Source organism: Nonomuraea solani, from assembly GCF_900108335.1.
In the GTDB taxonomy this organism is placed as follows: Bacteria; Actinomycetota; Actinomycetes; order Streptosporangiales; family Streptosporangiaceae; genus Nonomuraea; species Nonomuraea solani.
Map to the genome: position 1 here is coordinate 1 of NZ_FNVT01000007.1, position 15,446 is coordinate 15,446.

The 15,446-nt window shown below is 70.2% G+C and carries 15 protein-coding genes and 1 rRNA gene; 4 read left to right on the top strand and 12 right to left on the bottom strand.

The features are described 5' to 3' along the window. Positions 1-138 (bottom strand): 16S ribosomal RNA (locus C4V41_RS25145); the annotation flags it as partial. A 1,563-nt stretch (positions 139-1,701) separates the two neighbouring features. After that, entirely contained in the window at positions 1,702-2,145 is a 444-nt protein-coding gene (locus tag C4V41_RS25150) for a MarR family winged helix-turn-helix transcriptional regulator (RefSeq protein WP_200824220.1), read from the bottom strand. Between the two features lie 95 nt (positions 2,146-2,240). Here C4V41_RS25150 and C4V41_RS25155 point away from each other — a divergent pair, with 95 nt between their 5' ends. Both C4V41_RS25155 and C4V41_RS25160 read left to right on the top strand, forming a co-directional pair. Continuing rightward, positions 2,241-2,624 (top strand): PPOX class F420-dependent oxidoreductase, encoded by a 384-nt coding sequence (locus C4V41_RS25155; protein ID WP_103958409.1) that lies wholly within the window; start codon positions 2,241-2,243, stop codon positions 2,622-2,624. Between the two features lie 17 nt (positions 2,625-2,641). Next, positions 2,642-3,247 carry a hypothetical protein gene (locus C4V41_RS25160; protein ID WP_103958410.1) on the top strand — a complete coding sequence of 202 codons (606 nt, stop codon included), beginning with the start codon at positions 2,642-2,644 and terminating at the stop codon, positions 3,245-3,247. A 258-nt stretch (positions 3,248-3,505) separates the two neighbouring features. Here C4V41_RS25160 and C4V41_RS25165 read toward each other — a convergent pair whose 3' ends face one another. Continuing rightward, positions 3,506-4,111, bottom strand: a complete 606-nt coding sequence (locus tag C4V41_RS25165) for an HAD family hydrolase (protein WP_103958411.1) — start codon at positions 4,109-4,111, stop codon at positions 3,506-3,508. 31 nt (positions 4,112-4,142) lie between these two features. Here C4V41_RS25165 and C4V41_RS25170 point away from each other — a divergent pair, with 31 nt between their 5' ends. Beyond that, a complete protein-coding gene (locus C4V41_RS25170; RefSeq protein WP_235030365.1) occupies positions 4,143-5,588 on the top strand; it encodes a glycosyltransferase family 39 protein in 1,446 nt (481 codons plus the stop codon). 49 nt (positions 5,589-5,637) lie between these two features. Here the strand turns inward: C4V41_RS25170 and tyrS are convergent, their stop codons facing one another. Beyond that, complete coding sequence (gene tyrS, locus C4V41_RS25175; protein WP_103958413.1) at positions 5,638-6,903, bottom strand: tyrosine--tRNA ligase; 1,266 nt, start codon at positions 6,901-6,903, stop codon at positions 5,638-5,640. Positions 6,904-6,991: 88 nt separating this feature from the next. Between tyrS and C4V41_RS25180 the strand changes: the two genes are divergently transcribed. Further along, a complete protein-coding gene (locus C4V41_RS25180) occupies positions 6,992-7,393 on the top strand; it encodes a PH domain-containing protein (protein ID WP_103958414.1) in 402 nt (133 codons plus the stop codon). On the opposite strand, the gene C4V41_RS25185 is transcribed toward C4V41_RS25180, so the two are convergent. The 8 genes from C4V41_RS25185 to argJ all read right to left on the bottom strand — a co-directional run bounded on the left by C4V41_RS25185 (position 7,333) and on the right by argJ (position 15,439). Next, positions 7,333-8,034, bottom strand: coding sequence for a DNA-3-methyladenine glycosylase (locus tag C4V41_RS25185; RefSeq protein ID WP_103958415.1), 702 nt, complete (start codon positions 8,032-8,034; stop codon positions 7,333-7,335). The two genes, C4V41_RS25180 and C4V41_RS25185, sit on opposite strands and share 61 nt — an antisense overlap. After that, a complete protein-coding gene (argH, locus tag C4V41_RS25190; protein WP_103958416.1) occupies positions 8,016-9,437 on the bottom strand; it encodes an argininosuccinate lyase in 1,422 nt (473 codons plus the stop codon). The genes C4V41_RS25185 and argH overlap by 19 nt, the downstream gene beginning before the upstream one ends. Before the next feature lie 76 nt (positions 9,438-9,513). Next, positions 9,514-10,713 (bottom strand): argininosuccinate synthase, encoded by a 1,200-nt coding sequence (locus C4V41_RS25195; RefSeq protein ID WP_103958417.1) that lies wholly within the window; start codon positions 10,711-10,713, stop codon positions 9,514-9,516. A 20-nt stretch (positions 10,714-10,733) separates the two neighbouring features. Then, positions 10,734-11,240 carry an arginine repressor gene (locus tag C4V41_RS25200; protein ID WP_103958418.1) on the bottom strand — a complete coding sequence of 169 codons (507 nt, stop codon included), beginning with the start codon at positions 11,238-11,240 and terminating at the stop codon, positions 10,734-10,736. Next, positions 11,237-12,187, bottom strand: a complete 951-nt coding sequence (gene argF, locus C4V41_RS25205) for an ornithine carbamoyltransferase (RefSeq protein WP_200824221.1) — start codon at positions 12,185-12,187, stop codon at positions 11,237-11,239. Before argF ends, C4V41_RS25200 begins: the two co-directional genes overlap by 4 nt. Beyond that, positions 12,184-13,350 carry an acetylornithine transaminase gene (locus C4V41_RS25210; protein ID WP_103958419.1) on the bottom strand — a complete coding sequence of 389 codons (1,167 nt, stop codon included), beginning with the start codon at positions 13,348-13,350 and terminating at the stop codon, positions 12,184-12,186. The genes argF and C4V41_RS25210 overlap by 4 nt, the downstream gene beginning before the upstream one ends. After that, positions 13,350-14,222, bottom strand: a complete 873-nt coding sequence (gene argB / locus C4V41_RS25215) for an acetylglutamate kinase (protein ID WP_103958420.1) — start codon at positions 14,220-14,222, stop codon at positions 13,350-13,352. The genes C4V41_RS25210 and argB overlap by 1 nt, the downstream gene beginning before the upstream one ends. Further along, positions 14,219-15,439, bottom strand: a complete 1,221-nt coding sequence (gene argJ / locus C4V41_RS25220) for a bifunctional glutamate N-acetyltransferase/amino-acid acetyltransferase ArgJ (protein WP_103958421.1) — start codon at positions 15,437-15,439, stop codon at positions 14,219-14,221. The genes argB and argJ overlap by 4 nt, the downstream gene beginning before the upstream one ends. Positions 15,440-15,446: the final 7 nt, after the last annotated feature.

The window sequence follows — 15,446 nt, forward strand, 5'->3', positions numbered from 1 at the left end:
CCAGAGTCAGGGGCAGGTTGCTCACGTGTTACTCACCCGTTCGCCGCTCGAGTACCCCGAAGGGCCTTTCCGCTCGACTTGCATGTGTTAAGCACGCCGCCAGCGTTCGTCCTGAGCCAGGATCAAACTCTCCAAAAAATGCCTGGAAAAAATGTCCCAGCCAGCACCCATCCAAAGATGAATGCCAACCAAAGGAATCCGTCAATCAATATGACGGGGTTGTGCATCATGCACTGGCTTTTAACACACTGTTGAGTTCTCAAGAAACGGACGCGTACATCCGGCAGTGACTCACTTGCGGTGATCTCTGCTCGAAGGCGCCATCTCGCTCTTCTCAATCTTACCGGATTGTCCTGCTTTGTGTCAAATCCGGAGACTTGATCGAAGCGGGCCAAACCTTTCAAGATTGTGCGCCCCGGTTCCGGGGCAACCCTCGTAACTTACCGTGTCATCGGGCTCGTGTCGAATCAACCGATTTTCCGGTGATCACGGCACTCGCCCTGAGACGACTCATGCTGACGCACGCCGAAGCGGATCTGCCGAGTGGCTCGTTGTTTCAAGGGGCTTGTCCTGGGGCCCGTCCGCCTGACTGGCGTCCGGCTCGCTCCCGGGGACGAAGTGAAAGATTAGGTCCGGATCCGCGACACGTCAAATCGCCTCCGGTCGGCGGGAGGCCGTCGGTTGCGGAGGCGGTTCCGACAGCCGTTCCGAGAGCGACGTGTCCTGGGTGAGGATGTCCGGTCGGCCGAGTGCCGGTGGGTGGGCTCCTGAGGGTGAAGCGCCGGGAGGAAGGACTTCCCGGGAATGGCGTGTCGGGACGCGGACTCCTGAGAGGTGGGCTCCGCAGGGGGACTTCTGAGAGGCGGAGATTCCCGGGGGTGGAGTGCCGGGAGGCCGACTCCTGGGCAGAGTGCCGGTGGAACGAGCATGCCGACCGCTCATGCGATGCCGTCACAGGGTTGCCGACGGCTCAGGGGGCCTCGGCCTGTGTGGCATCGCGGCTGCTCAAGGGATTTCGGCCTGCGTGGCGTCGCGATCGTTCGCCGGACATCTGCGGGTATGTCATGCCGGCCCCTCGCCGAGTGTCAGCGGGTGCCACGCCCGCCGCTCGCCGAATCTCGACGGGCGTGCCTTGTCGCCCGCTCACCGAACCTCGACAGGTGTGACCTATCGACAGTTCAGGAGCTGAGGCCGGTGACCTTGAAGCTGGCGGCGCCGGGGCCAAGAACGATGGGCCGGGATGGGCCGGGATGAGCTGGCCAGGCTGATTGGTCCGAATCGGCGGCCGACCGGGTTGTCTGTGGCGTGGTTGCGCGGGTGGTGTGTCACCGGCGTACTGCGGGGCACCGGTATGTCGTGGGCGGCCGGCGGTCGTGGGCGGCCGGCGGTCGTGGGCGGCCGGCGGTCGTGGGCGGCCGGCGGTCGTGGGCCGCCGGCTACTGCGCGAGCCGAACGCAGCTGCGACCACGCATGCCATTCAGCCTCCGGTGAGCGGCCGACATGGCCCGCTCACCGGAAGCTCGGGTTGCCGACCGCCAGATTGCGGGCCCAAGGCTGCCAACCGCAAGATCGCGTGTCTCAAGATTGCCGACCGCAAGGCTGCGGGCCCAAGACTGCGGGCCAAAGCGTTGCTGGGCCGCTGGTTGTTCGGCCGATCGTTCTCAGGCCCGATCGTTTCCCAGCCCGGTGTCGGAGCAGTGGCTACAGGTCGGGGGTGGTGCGGGTGATGGCTTTGGTGCATCGGGCCAGGAGGTCGCGGAGGGTTTTTCGCTCCTCGGCGCTGAACTCGTCCGCGATCGCCCGCTCCACCACCACGGCCCGCCGGTCCGCCTCCTCCAGTGCCGTACGGCCCGTGTCCGTGAGCTGGGTTTCCAGGACGTTGCGGTGCCAAGGGTGCGGGGAGCGTTCGATGAATCCCCGTTCCTCCAGGTTCTTGAGCACCACGGTCATGGCCTGAGGGGTGACCAGGCATGCTCTCGCGAGCGCCGCGCCCGAGATGCCGGGGCTGCCGGCGAGGGCGAAGAGGGCCGCGTACTGGGGAACGGTCAGTCCAGCGGGGCGTACGGCGGACTGTTTGGCGGCGATCAGGGCCTGCTCGGCTCGCTTGATGTGCAAACCGAGTCGTTCCTCCGCAGGCATCCCCATACGGGGGAGCGTACAACCTCATACGATTGTTCCATCCTTGATAAGAATCAAAGCTTTGATATCGTGCCCGGAGGCGACCGAAAAGAGAAGGTGTGATGATTCCTGAAAGCCATCTGGACCTGCTGACCCGTCCGGTGTTCGCTCATCTGGCCACGATCGGTCCTGACGGAACTCCGCAGGTGAATCCGGTCTGGACGATCTGGGACGGGGAGCTCCTGCGGTTCACGACCACGAAGGATCGCCGCAAGTACCGGAATGTCGTGGAAAATCCGCACGTTGCGGTCTCGATCCACGACCCCGAGCAGCCGTACCGTTATGTGGAGATCCGTGGCGAGGTCGTACGGGTGGACCCGGACCCGTCGGGCGACTTCTTCGACGTGCTGGCCCGCCGCTACGACCTCGACTACGACCGGCCCGTCGGCGACGCCGAGCGGCGGGTGGTGATCGTTATGAAGCCGACACGGATCACCCGGCAGTGACGCGGAGGTGAGCGACCTTGGGGCAGGCGGTGCTCGGGGTGAAGGACCACTGTGGCTGGGCGGTGCTGGTGGCGATCGGGGGCGTACCCGAGGCGCCTGAGGTGCTGATGCGCGAACGAGTGGTGCTGCTCGCCGACCCTGACCTGCCCGAACAGCCCTATCACGCCGCCGCCGGGCTCGGTGTGGCCGCGGCCGGCGAGCTGATCTCGCGCGTGGAACGAGCCGCATGCACGGCCTCACGCGACGCCCTCGCCACCGCGGCCCGGAAGCTGACCGGCGACGGGCATGACGTGCTGGGCGTCGCCCTCGACCTGGGCGCGGTCGGCGCCGGGCGGATGACGCTCCCGGACAAGCTGGCGGAGGTGCTGGCCAAGCACCATTTCCTCCACGGTGCCGAGGGTGAGCTCTACCACGAGGCGCTGGCGGAGGCGGCTCGGACGGAAGGGCTGGCGGTGAGCCGGTACGACTTCAAGGAACTCCGCGACACCGCCGCCCACCTGCTCGGCCCTGGCGTGGTGGGGCGGGTGGACGGTTTGCGGTCACAGGTCGGCTCGCCGTGGACGCGCGACCACAAGGACGCCGCCCTGGCCGCGCTGCTCGTCCTCGACGGCGAGCCACGCTAGAGGCGACGCACGCTAGAGGCGACGCACGCTGGACAGACGGGTAGCCAGGCAGGCGGGTAGCCAGGCCAGGCAGGCGGGTCATGTCAGCGGATCAGTGGATTGGCAAGGATCTGGAGGGCCTCGACGGCAACCGGGTCCGGTGGGCGACGCGGTCTGAGGGGCAGCCTGCAGGAGCGCTGAGCAAGTGGCTCGACGCCACACAGACGGCGTAACGCCGGCAGCGGCCGAGGTCGGAGGTCCGAGGTCTGGTGAAACGGGTCAGGTGCGGAGCGTGATGGTCTTCGCGAGCCTCCGTACCTGCTCCGCCGACTCGAACACCTCCGCCCTCATCCCCGCCTCCCGCGCCGCGACGACATTGGCGAGGTTGTCGTCGAAGAACAGCACGTCCCCCACCGCCACCCCCATCCGCTCCGCACAGATCTCGTACGCCCGCCGCTCCGGCTTGGCCACCCCGATCCTGCACGAATACGTCAAAGCGGCGAACCTCCCCAGCCAGTCACCATGCCCCGACTCCCACACCGGCACCAGCTCCTCGATGATGTTCGACAGCAGCCCCAGCCGGTGCCCCTGGTCCGCCAGTTCGTGGACGAGGTCCACCATGCCGGTGTCCACCTCGGACCAGCTGTCCAGGTCCGCGGCGACGAGGGCGGGAATGTCCGCGAAGGTCGTGCCGAGCCGCTCCCCCACCGCACCCCAGTACGCGGCACTGTCCTGGCCGGCGTCGTACGGCGGCCGGCAGGCCCAGTACGCCTCCCAGAATCCCTCCCCCGGCGCCCCCGCCAGCCCCGCGATCCGCTCCCGCGCCTCGGAGGACTGAGTTCGCGCTATAACGCCATAAAGGTCGAACACGATCACATTCGTCATGCTCCCGACCCTACGCGCGTATCCTGCCCCGGTGACCTCTGCCGCCACACTCGCGCCCCCGGCCCGCCCCGCCCCACGTCTTCGCACGTCAACCCCCTGGTGGATGGGGCTGGTCGCCGGGCTCGCGGCCTTCTCGGGCACGGGTGCCGCCACGCTGAACGGCGACGAGCTGGCCACCATCAGCTCCGCCTCCCGGTCCCTGCCGGGGCTGTTCGAGCTGGCGCGGCACATCGACGGCCATTTCCTGCCGTACTACCTGTTCATGCACTTCTGGGGGAAGATCGGCACGGCGGAGCTGTGGTTGCGGCTGCCGTCGGCGGTGGCGATCGGCGTGGCGGCGTGGTTCCTGGTCGACCTGGGCCGCCGCCTGCACAGCATCCGCGCGGGTGTGATCGCCGCAGCCGTCTTCACGATCCTGCCGTCGGTGTCCTATTACGGGGCTTTCGCCAGGTCGTACGCGTTCGCCGCGGCGGCGGTCGTGTTCTCGTTCTGGGCGCTGCACCGCGCCGTCGAACGGCCCGGCGCCCGGCGGTGGGTGGTGTACGGGGTGGCGGTGGCGCTCGTTTGCTCCACGCACCTTTTCGCGGTGCTCGTCCTGCCCGCGCAACTGCTGCTGGCCCGGCGCGCGGTGGTGGTCCCCATGCTGGCCGCGATGGCGATCGGATGTATACCGGCCGCCGTGCTGGGCCTGATCGGATACGGCGAGCGGCACGCGATCAGCTGGATCCCGCAGCGCGGGCCCGAGGTGTGGCTGAAGTTCCCGAAGATGGCGGCGGGCTCGGCCGGGCTCGGCCTGCTGCTGTTCGCGCTCGCGCTGGCCGGGGCGGTGCTGCTGTGGCGGACGGCCCCGCGCGTGCGGGAGTGGGCGTTCGTGCTGGTCGGCTGGCTGGTGCTGCCGCCGGTGCTGCTGCTCGCGGTCTCCCAGTTGCTGACCCCCGTGTACGTCGACCGGTACCTGTTCGTGACGGCCCCGGTGCTCGCTCTGCTGGCCGGGCTGGCCGTGGCCGCTCTGCCCCGGTTCCACGTGGTGGCGGGGGTGGTGGTCGTGGCGCTCGGGTGCGCGCTGGCGTTCGCCGACCATGTGGAGGTACGGGAGGAGAACGGGCGGTTCGAGAACATCCCGTGGGCGCTACGGGTGATCAAGGCCGAGCCGGAGGACGCGATCGTGTACGGGCAGAGCCAGTTGCGTTCGGGGTTCGATTACTACGCCGATTCCGCGATGCCGGTGGATGTCCTGCGATCGGGGGACTCACCCGATCCTGATGGCTTCGGTTACCCCGAGCGGTCCGATGTCTCGGCGAGCCTGGAAGGGCGGGAGCGGGTCTGGGTCGTGTGGCGGGGGACGAAGAAGTCGGGGCTCGAAGGCGATGCCATCGGCCGGGTGGGGGAAGTCGAACGGGCCGGGTTCGAGCTCGACGTGGCCAAGCATTCGGGGGATCTGCCGGGGTTGACGGTGGCGTTGTTCACCCGTCGGTGAACCGCACAAGGCGAAAGCGGGCCCTCCGCGGCGCGAAGGGCCCGCCCGGCTAACCGACCTCGACGCCGCCGATCGACTTCTTGCCGCGCCGCAGGACCATGAACCGCCCGGCCAGCAGGTCATCGGCGCCCGGCACGTACGACTCGTCGGTGACCTTGACGTTGTTGAGGTAAGCCCCGCCCTCCTTGACCGCCCGCCGGGCCGCCGACCTGGACTCCACCAGGCCGCTGTCGGCCATCAGGTCCACGAGCGGCGCGCCGAGGGCGGGCACGGTGGCCTTGGGCACCTCGGCCAGGGCCGCCGCCAGCGTGGCGGACGACAGCTCCTCCAGCGAGCCCTGCCCGAACAGCGCCTTGGAGGCGGCCACCACCGCGGCCAGCTCGTCGGCGCCGTGCAGCAGCTCGGTGAGGTCTTCAGCCAGCGTGCGCTGGGCCTCGCGGGCGAAGGGACGCTCGGCGACGGCCTTCTCCAGCGTCTCGATCTCCTCGCGGCTCCGGAACGTGAACACCTTCAGGTAGTGGATCACGTCGCGGTCGTCGGCGTTGAGGAAGTACTGGTAGAAGGCGTAGGGGGAGGTCATCGCGGGGTCGAGCCAGAGCGCGCCGCCCGCCGTCTTGCCGAACTTGGTGCCGTCGGCCTTGGTGATCAGCGGCTGGGTGAGCACGTGGACGTGCCCGCCCTCGATGCGGCGGATCAGATCGGCGCCCGCGGTGATGTTGCCCCACTGGTCGCTGCCACCGATCTGCAGCGAGCAGTTGTAGCGGCGGTAGAGCTCCAGGTAGTCGTTGGCCTGCAGGATCTGGTAGCTGAACTCGGTGTAGCTCAGCCCCTCCCCCGCCAGCCGCGCGGAGACCGACTCCCTGGCCAGCATGCGGTTGACCGGGAAGTGCTTGCCGATGTCGCGCAGGAAGTCGATCGCGCTCAGCTCGCCGGTCCAGTCGAGGTTGCTGACCAGGCGCGCCGGGTTGTGCTCGGCGTCGAAGTCGAGGAACTTGCCGACCTGGCCGCGCAGGCGCTCGACCCAGTCGGCGACGATGTCGCTGGAGTTGAGCGAGCGCTCGGTGTTGCGGCCGCTCGGGTCGCCGATCAGGCCGGTGGCGCCGCCGACCAGGCCGATCGGGTTGTGCCCGGCGAGCTGGAGGCGGCGCAGCGTGAGCAGCGGCACGAAGTGACCGATGTGCAGGGACGCCGCGGTCGGGTCGAAGCCGGAATAGACCGTGATCGGGTCCTTGGCCATGGCCGCGCGCAGGGCGTCAAGGTCGGTGGATTGCGCGATCAGGCCTCGCCACGCGAGGTCGTCAAGGATGTCGGTCACGGTGATCTGGCTTCCCTGGGTTGGAGGTCGTTGCCTTTAGCCTGCCCGATCCATCAGGATGCCCGCCACTTGGATACGCTGGGTGGCCATGTGGAGGGTCCGTCGCGAGCTGGCCGTTTTCAAGATCTTAGGGGCTCTGGTGTGTGCCGGGCTCGGCGTTTTCTGGTGGTTCGGGGGTGATGTCCGCGGGGTGATCCTGGCCGTTCCCGCGACCCTGCTGGTGGGCGCGATGGGGCTGCGCGACCTGCTCGTCCCCGTGCGGCTGGCCGCCGACACCGACGGCATCACCGTCGTGCACGGGTTCGCGGGCCGGCGGCACGTGCCGTGGGAGTCGATCTGGGACGTCAAGGTCGACGTACGCAGGCGGTGGGGCCTGCGCAGCGAGATGCTGGAGATCGACACCGGCGACTACCTGCACATCTTCAGCCCTCACGAGCTGGGCACCTCCCCCACGGAGGTGGCGGCGGCGTTGCGGCGGCGCGGCACGTGAGCGCGATACGGGGAGACCGTGGGGTCGCCGTCGATCCAGAACCGCCACGGGGTGTCCTTGGCGGTCGAGACGCCGGTGCGCGGGCCTGACCTGATCGTGGCGGGGTCGGCGGGCCGGCCTTCCAGCACGGTGACCGACTCGCGCGGCCGGCCCAGGCCCGAGCCTTCGAGGATGGCGTCGAGGCCGTTGTGCTCGCGCAGCAGGCCGAGGGCCACGGCCAGGCGGGCGGGGCCGCGGGCCAGGTCGCGGTCCTCGATCCGGGCGCCGGCCGAGCGCCGGGCGTGGGCCACGGTCAGGCCGGCCACGACCTCGCCCGCCCGCAGCAGCACGGCCGAGCCGTGGCCTTCCGGCAGGCAGACGAGGTTGGCGCAGAAGTGCATGCCGTAGGTGAAGTACACGTACAGGTGGCCCGGCGCGCCGAACATGACCGCGTTGCGTGGCGTTCTGCCCCGGTAGGTGTGGGAGGCCGGGTCCTCGCCGGGCAGGCCGTACGCCTCCACTTCGGTGAGGCGGACGGCGACGGGGCCGTTCGGGCCGCCGTGGACGAGCACGCGCCCGAGCAGATCGGGCGCGACCTCGTGTGCCGGCCGGTCGAAGAAGCCGCGCGGCAGCGCCGCGGAGCTCAGCTGCCCGCGGCCCATGCGGCCTGCGTGTCGACCACTTCCCTGAGCGCGCCGAGTTGGTCACGGACGCGGTCGGGGGCGGTGCCGCCGTGCGCCTTGCGGGCGGCCATGGCGCCGGGCACGCTCAGCACGCCGCGGACGTCGGGCGTCAGGTGCGGCGACACCTTGGCCAGCTCGTCGTCGGTCAGGTCGCCGAGGTCCTTGTCGTTGACCTGGCACCAGACCACGAGGTGGCCGACCGCCTCGTGCGCCTCGCGGAAGGGCACGCCGCGGCGAACCAGCAGCTCGGCCAGGTCGGTGGCCAGCGCGAACCCGTCGGGAGCCGAGGCCTCCATGCGGGCGGTGTTGACGCGCATGGTGGCGACCAGGCCGGCCATCGCGGGCAGGACCAGCAGCAGCGTGTCGACGGAGTCGAACACCGGCTCCTTGTCCTCCTGCAGGTCGCGGTTGTAGGTCAGCGGCAGGCCCTTGAGCGTGGTGAGCAGCGACATCAGGTTGCCGATGAGGCGGCCCGACTTGCCGCGGGCCAGCTCGGCCACGTCGGGGTTCTTCTTCTGCGGCATGATCGACGAGCCGGTGGAGTAGGCGTCGTCCATCTCGATCCAGCGGAACTCCTGCGAGGCCCACAGGACGATCTCCTCGCCCAGCCGCGACAGGTGCATGCCGATCATGGCGGCGTCGAACAGGAACTCGGCCGCGAAGTCGCGGTCGGCGACGGCGTCCATCGAGTTGGGCGCGGCGGCGGAGAAGCCCAGCTCGGCGGCGACGGCCTGCGGGTCGAGCGGCAGCGAGGAGCCGGCCAGGGCGCCCGCGCCGAGCGGGGAGATCGCGGCGCGCTTGTCCCAGTCGATGAGCCGGTCGATGTCGCGGGTGAAGGCGTGCACGTGGGCGAGGAGCTGGTGGCCGAAGGAGACCGGCTGCGCGTGCTGCAGGTGCGTCATGCCGGGCGCGGCCGTCTCGGCGTGCTGCTCGGCCTGGGCCATGAGCGCGGTCTCCAGCTCGACCAGGCGGGAGACGACGGAGCGCGCGTGGTCGCGGAGGTAGAGCCGCAGGTCGGTGGCGATCTGGTCGTTGCGCGAGCGGCCGGCGCGGAGCTTGCCGCCGAGCGAGCCGAGCCGTTCGAGCAGGCCGCGCTCCAGCGCGGTGTGCACGTCCTCGTCGGCGATCGTCGGCCGGAACTCGCCCGCCTTGCAGGCGCGCTCCAGATCGTCGAGCGCGCCGATCATGCGCTCGAGCTCCTCGTCGCTCAGCAGCTCCGCCCTGTGCAGCACGCGGGCGTGCGCCCTGGACGCGGCCAGGTCGTACGGCACCAGCCGCCAGTCGAAGTGCACGCTCACCGACAACCGGGCCAGCGCGTCGGCCGGGCCGCTCTCGAAGCGGGCGCCCCACAGCCGCATCGGCTTGCCATCACTCACCGTCATATCCTCCATTACCTTTCCGATGCCGCGTCCGGGGCCCGTTCATTCCCCCCGAGCCCCGGCGCGACCATAGTGCAAGTCAGCCCTTGCGCGCGTCCCGGGCCGCCGCGATCTTAGCGGGCAGGGAGAAGAGCTGGACGAAGCCCTTGGCCAGCGACTGGTCGAACGTGTCGCCGGTGTCGTAGGTGGCCAGGGAGAAGTCGTACAGGGAATCTTCGGAGCGGCGGCCGGTCACGGTCGCGTTTCCGCCGTGCAGGGTCATTCTGATCTCGCCGTTGACGTGCTTCTGGGCGTCGGCGATGAGGGCGTCGAGCGCGCCCTTGAGCGGCGAGAACCACAGGCCGTCGTAGACGAGCTCGCCCCACCGCTGGTCCACGCCGCGCTTGAAGCGGGCGAGGTCGCGTTCGACGGTGACGTTCTCCAGCTCCATGTGCGCGGCGATGAGGGCGATGGCGCCGGGGGCCTCGTACACCTCGCGCGACTTGATGCCGACCAGGCGGTCCTCGACCATGTCGAGGCGGCCGACGCCCTGGGCGCCGGCGCGCTTGTTCAGCTCGTCGATGACCTGGTACGGCGTCAGCGCCCGCCCGTCCACCTTGACCGGCACGCCTCCCTCGAACGTGATCACGACCTCGTCCGCCGGGCGCGGCGTGGCCGGGTCGGCGGTGTAGGAGTAGACCTCGTCGGTCGGGCCGTTCCAGATGTCCTCCAGGAAGCCGGTCTCGACGGCGCGGCCCCAGAGGTTCTGGTCGATGGAGAACGGGTTCTTCTTCGAGGTCTCGATGGGCAGGCCCTTGGCCTCGGCGTACTCGATGGCCTTGTCGCGCGTCCACGCGAAGTCCCTCGCCGGGGCGATGACGCGCAGGTCGGGGGCGAGCGCGGCCAGGCCGGCCTCGAAGCGGACCTGGTCGTTGCCCTTGCCGGTGCAGCCGTGGGAGACGACCGTGCCTCCGAACTGCTTGGCCGCCGTGACGAGGTGCTTGACGATGAGCGGGCGCGACAGCGAGCAGACCAGCGGGTAGCGGTCCATGTAGAGGGCGTTGGCCTGGAGGGCCGGCACGCAGAAGTCGGTGGCGAACTCCTCCTTGGCGTCCACCACGACCGACTCGACGGCGCCGCAGTCCATGGCCCGCTTCTGGATGATCTCCATGTCCTCACCGCCCTGGCCGAGGTCCACGGCGATGGCCACGACCTCGGCGTTCATCTTCTCGGCGAGGTAGGGGATGGCAACGGAGGTATCGAGACCCCCGGAATATGCGAGGACTACTCTTTCGGACATTTCACTCTCCTAAGGGTCTCTTAGCTTCGTTTGTCGGCGACCTTCAGCAGGGCGTCGGCGACCGCCTGCCCGCCCGTGGGGTCGCGGCTGATCACGAGGATCGTGTCGTCGCCCGCGACCGTGCCGAGGATCGACTCCCAGTCGGCGTGGTCGATGGCCGAGGCGAGGAACTGGGCCGCGCCCGGCGGGGTGCGCACGATGACCAGGTTGGCCGACGCCTCGGCCGCGACCAGCAGTTCCTCCGCGATGCGGTGCAGCCGCGCCGCCGGGGACTCGCCGGTGCCCAGCCGGGCCAGCGGGATCCGGCCGCCGCCCTCACCGGGCAGCGCGTACACGAGTGAGCCGTCCTCGGCGCGCAGCTTGAGCGCGCCGAGCTCGTCGAGGTCACGCGAGAGCGTGGCCTGGGTGACCTCGACACCGCTCTCGGCGAGCAGCTTGGCCAGCTCCGGCTGGGAGCGCACGGCCTGCCGCTGCAGCAGGTCGGTGATCTTCGCCTGCCGCCCCGCCTTGGTCATCGGGATCGTCATCTCCGGGTGGCCAGCCAGTGCAGCAGGGCCTTCTGGGCGTGCAGGCGGTTCTCCGCCTGGTCCCACACGACGCTGCGCGGGCCTTCGAGGACCTCGGCGGTGATCTCGTAGCCACGGTAGGCGGGCAGGCAGTGCAGCACGATCGCGTCCGCCGCGGCGTGTTCGAGCAGCTCGTCGTTCACCTGGTACGGCATCAGCGCCGCCACCCGCTCCTCCTTGCCGTCCTGCCCCATCGAGACCCACGTGTCGGTCGCGATCACGTGGGCGCCCTGGACGGCGGCCACGGGGTCGGACAGCGCGACCACCGAGCCGCCCGTCTTGGCGGCTATGGCGGCGGCCTGGTCGAGGATGACCGCGTCCGGCTGGTAGGCGGCCGGGGCGGCGATACGTACGTGCAGGCCTGCTGTGGCGCCGCCCAGCAGGTAGGAGTGGGCCATGTTGTTGGCCCCGTCGCCCACGAAGGTGAGCGTGAGCCCGGCGGTGCGGCCCAGCCGCTCGCGCACGGTCTGCAGGTCGGCGAGGATCTGGCAGGGGTGGAACTCGTCGGTGAGCGCGTTGACGACCGGCACCCCGGAGTGGGCGGCCATCTCGTCGATGAGCTCCTGGCCGCTGGTCCGCCAGACGATGGCGGCGACCTGCCGGTCGAGGACCCTGGCGAGGTCGGCGGGCGGCTCGCCGCGGCCCATGAGCGCCGAGACGTTGTCGACGACCAGCGGCAGGCCGCCGAGCTCGCCGATGCCGGTGTGGAAGGAGACGCGCGTCCTGGCCGACGGCTTGTCGAACAGGACGGCCACGGTCCGCGGGCCCTCGAAGGGGCGGTAGCCGAACCTGTCCTTCTTCATGGCGGCGGCGAGGTCGAGCACCTCCGCCTGCTCGTCCGGCGAGAGGTCGTCGTCACGCAGGAAGTGTCTGATCTGCGCCGAGTCCGCGCCAGGCCTGATGGTCATTTCGCCGCCTCCGTCAGGATCGCGGGGAACGCGGAGACGAACGTGTCCACTTCGCCGGCCGTCACGACCAGCGGCGGCGCGATGCGGACCGCGTCCGGCTGAAGGGCGTTGACCAGGAAGCCGGCGTCCTGGGCGGCCTGCTGGACCTGGGCCGAGCGCGGCTCGCCGAGGACGGCGGCCAGCCACAGGCCGCGGCCGCGCACCCCCTTGAGCAGCGGGTGATCGACCGATTCGAGGCCGGTGCGCAGCCGGTCGGCGACCGACGTGACGTGGCCGAGGTCGAGGGTGCCGAGCACGGCCAGCGCCGCGGCGCACGAGACCGGGTTGCCGCCGAACGTCGAGCCGTGGTCGCCCTTCTCGAACAGCCGGCCCACGTCGCCGAAGCCGATGCAGGCGCCGATCGGCAGCCCGCCCCCGAGGCCCTTGGCCAGGGTCAGGATGTCGGGGGTGACGCCGTCGGCCTGGTGGGCGAACCAGTGCCCGCTGCGGCCGATGGCGGACTGGATCTCGTCGGCGACCAGCAGGGCGCCGGTCGAGTCGCAGATCTCGCGGGCGGCCTCGAAGTAGCCCTCGGGCGGCGGGACCACGCCGGCCTCGCCCTGCGTGGGCTCCAGGAAGACCGCGATGCAGTCGCCGGTGACGGCCTCCTTGAGGGCGTCGGCGTCGCCGTACGGGACGAAGCGCACCTCCACCGGGAACGGGCCGAACTGGTCGCGGATGGCCTTCTTGCCGGTCAGCGACAGGGCGCCGATCGTCCGGCCGTGGAAGCCGTTCTCGGCGGCCACGAAGTAGGTGCGGCCCTCGCGCCTGCCGTACTTCAGCGCCAGCTTGTACGCCGCCTCGTTGGCCTCGGTGCCGGAGTTGGCGAAGAACACCCGGGCGGGGCCGTCCAGCAGGGACAGGAGCTTCTCGGCGAGCAGCACTTCGGGCTCGTGCAGGAACAGGTTGCTCGTGTGCGCGATCGTGGCGACCTGCCTGCTGACGGCCTCGATCAGGGCCGGGTGGGCGTGGCCGAGCGAGCTGGTCGCGATGCCGGCGATGAAGTCGAGATACTCCTTGCCGTCCACGTCCCACACGCGGGTGCCCTCGCCTCGTGCCAGCGCCACAGGGGGGACCCCGTAGTTGGGCATGAATGCTTGGCCGAACCTCTCGAACAGGTTCATCAGGGCATCACCATCGTTCCGATTCCTTCATTGGTGAAGATCTCCAGCAGCAGCGAGTGCGGCACGCGGCCGTCCAGCACGTGGGCCTGCGGGACACCGCCGCGCACGGCCGTCAGGCACGCCTCCATCTTGGGCACCATGCCGCTGGACAGGGCGGGCATCATCGCCTCGAGTTCGTCGGCGTTCAGCTTGTCGATGACGTCGGTGTCGTCGGGCCAGTTGGCGTACAGGCCCTCCACGTCGGTCAGGACGATCAGCTTGTGCGCCGAGAGCGCCACGGCCAGTGCGGCGGCGGCGGTGTCGGCGTTGACGTTGTAGATCTCTCCATCGTCGCCCCTGGCGACGCTGGAGACGATCGGGATGCGGCCGTCGTCGATGAGGGCGCGCACGGCGCCGGGGTCGACCTTGATGATCTCGCCGACCTGGCCGATGTCGACGGGCTCGCCGTCCACGATGGCGTACTTGCGCTCGGCCGTGAACAGGTGGGCGTCTTCGCCGGACATGCCGACGGCGAACGGGCCGCGCCGGTTGACCAGGCCCACGATGTCGCGGTTGACCTGGCCCGTGAGGACCATCCTGACGACCTGCATGGCCTCGGGCGTGGTGACCCGCAGCCCGGCGGTGAACGTGGACTCGATGCCCAGCTTGTCGAGCGCGCTGCTGATCTGCGGGCCACCGCCGTGCACGACGATCGGGCGCAGGCCGACGTGGTGCAGGAACACGACGTCCTCGGCGAAGCCCTCCTTGAGGGACTCCTCGATCATCGCGTTGCCGCCGTACTTGATGACGACGGTCGCGCCGCGGAAGCTCGTCAGCCAGGGCAGCGCCTCGATCAGGGCGCCGGCCTTGCTCTGGGCGGTGGACAGCCTCATGAGGAGTACGCCGAGTTCTCGTGCACGTAGTCGGCCGTCAGGTCGGTGGTGTGCACGGTCGCGGTGTGCGGGCCCGCCGACAGGTCGACGGTGATCGTCACGTCGCGGGGGCGCATGTCCACCTTGGAGCGGTCGTCGCCGACCGCGCCGGCCCGGCAGATCCAGATGCCGTTGATGGCCACGTTGAGCCGGTCGGGCTCGAACGCGGCGTCGGTGGTGCCGACGGCGGCCAGGACGCGGCCCCAGTTGGGGTCCTCGCCGTGGATGGCGCACTTGAGCAGGTTGGAGCGGGCGACCGAGCGGCCGACCTTGACGGCGTCGTCCTCGGAGGCGGCGCCGACCACCTCGATGGCGATGGCCTTGGAGGCGCCCTCGGCGTCCACCAGGAGCTGCCTGGCCAGGTCGGCGCAGACCTCCACGACCTTCTGCTCGAACTCGGCCAGGTCGGGCTTGACCCCGGCGGCGCCGCTGGCCAGCAGGAGCACGGTGTCGTTGGTGGACATGCAGCCGTCGGTGTCGAGCCGGTCGAACGTCTGCGCCGTGGCCCTGCGCAGCGTGGCGTCGAGCTCCTCGCTGGTCAGGTCGGCGTCGGTGGTGATCACGCAGAGCATGGTGGCCAGGGCGGGGGCGAGCATGCCCGCGCCCTTGGCCATGCCGCCCACCATGTACCCGCGGGGGGCTTTGCCCCCCGCGTTCCCCCCCAAAGGCTTCGAAGAGGCGTCTTCTGCTGCGGCGGCTTCGCCGCCGCGGCGGAAGGAGATCTTGGAGACGGTGTCGGTGGTGCGGATGGCGTCGGCGGCGGCCAGGCCGCCGTCGCGCGAGAGCTGGCCCGCGGCGGTCTCGACGCCGGACAGCAGCTCGTCCATCGGCAGCCGCTCGCCGATCAGGCCGGTCGAGCAGATCGCGACCTCGCCCGCGGAGTCGGCCAGCAGCTCGGCGGCCTTCTCGGCGGTGGCGTGGGTGTCCTGGAAGCCCTCGGGCCCGGTGCAGGCGTTGGCGCCGCCCGAGTTGAGCACGACAGCGCGCAGCCGCCCGCCCGACAGGACCTGCTGCGACCACAGCACGGGGGCGGCCTTCACCCGGTTGGCGGTGAACACGCCGGCGGCGGCGCGGCTGGGTCCGTCGTTGACGACGAGGGCCAGGTCGCGGGCGCCGCCGGATTTGATCCCGGCGGCAACACCCGCGGCTCTGAACCCCAGAGGGGCGGTAACGCTCATGCGGCCT

What these genes read in the sequence shown, in the direction of transcription:
- C4V41_RS25200 (WP_103958418.1), bottom strand. Translation starts at nt 11,240, where the DNA reads ATGACGATCCCGATGACCAAGGCGGGGCGGCAGGCGAAGATCACCGAC.
- C4V41_RS25165 (WP_103958411.1), bottom strand. Translation starts at nt 4,111, where the DNA reads ATGACGAATGTGATCGTGTTCGACCTTTATGGCGTTATAGCGCGAACT.
- C4V41_RS25210 (WP_103958419.1), bottom strand. Translation starts at nt 13,350, where the DNA reads ATGAACCTGTTCGAGAGGTTCGGCCAAGCATTCATGCCCAACTACGGG.
- C4V41_RS25195 (WP_103958417.1), bottom strand. Translation starts at nt 10,713, where the DNA reads ATGTCCGAAAGAGTAGTCCTCGCATATTCCGGGGGTCTCGATACCTCC.
- argH (WP_103958416.1), bottom strand. Translation starts at nt 9,437, where the DNA reads ATGACGGTGAGTGATGGCAAGCCGATGCGGCTGTGGGGCGCCCGCTTC.
- C4V41_RS25180 (WP_103958414.1), top strand. Translation starts at nt 6,992, where the DNA reads ATGTGGAGGGTCCGTCGCGAGCTGGCCGTTTTCAAGATCTTAGGGGCT.
- C4V41_RS25150 (WP_200824220.1), bottom strand. Translation starts at nt 2,145, where the DNA reads ATGGGGATGCCTGCGGAGGAACGACTCGGTTTGCACATCAAGCGAGCC.
- C4V41_RS25155 (WP_103958409.1), top strand. Translation starts at nt 2,241, where the DNA reads ATGATTCCTGAAAGCCATCTGGACCTGCTGACCCGTCCGGTGTTCGCT.
- argJ (WP_103958421.1), bottom strand. Translation starts at nt 15,439, where the DNA reads ATGAGCGTTACCGCCCCTCTGGGGTTCAGAGCCGCGGGTGTTGCCGCC.
- C4V41_RS25185 (WP_103958415.1), bottom strand. Translation starts at nt 8,034, where the DNA reads ATGGGCCGCGGGCAGCTGAGCTCCGCGGCGCTGCCGCGCGGCTTCTTC.
- argF (WP_200824221.1), bottom strand. Translation starts at nt 12,187, where the DNA reads ATGACCATCAGGCCTGGCGCGGACTCGGCGCAGATCAGACACTTCCTG.
- argB (WP_103958420.1), bottom strand. Translation starts at nt 14,222, where the DNA reads ATGAGGCTGTCCACCGCCCAGAGCAAGGCCGGCGCCCTGATCGAGGCG.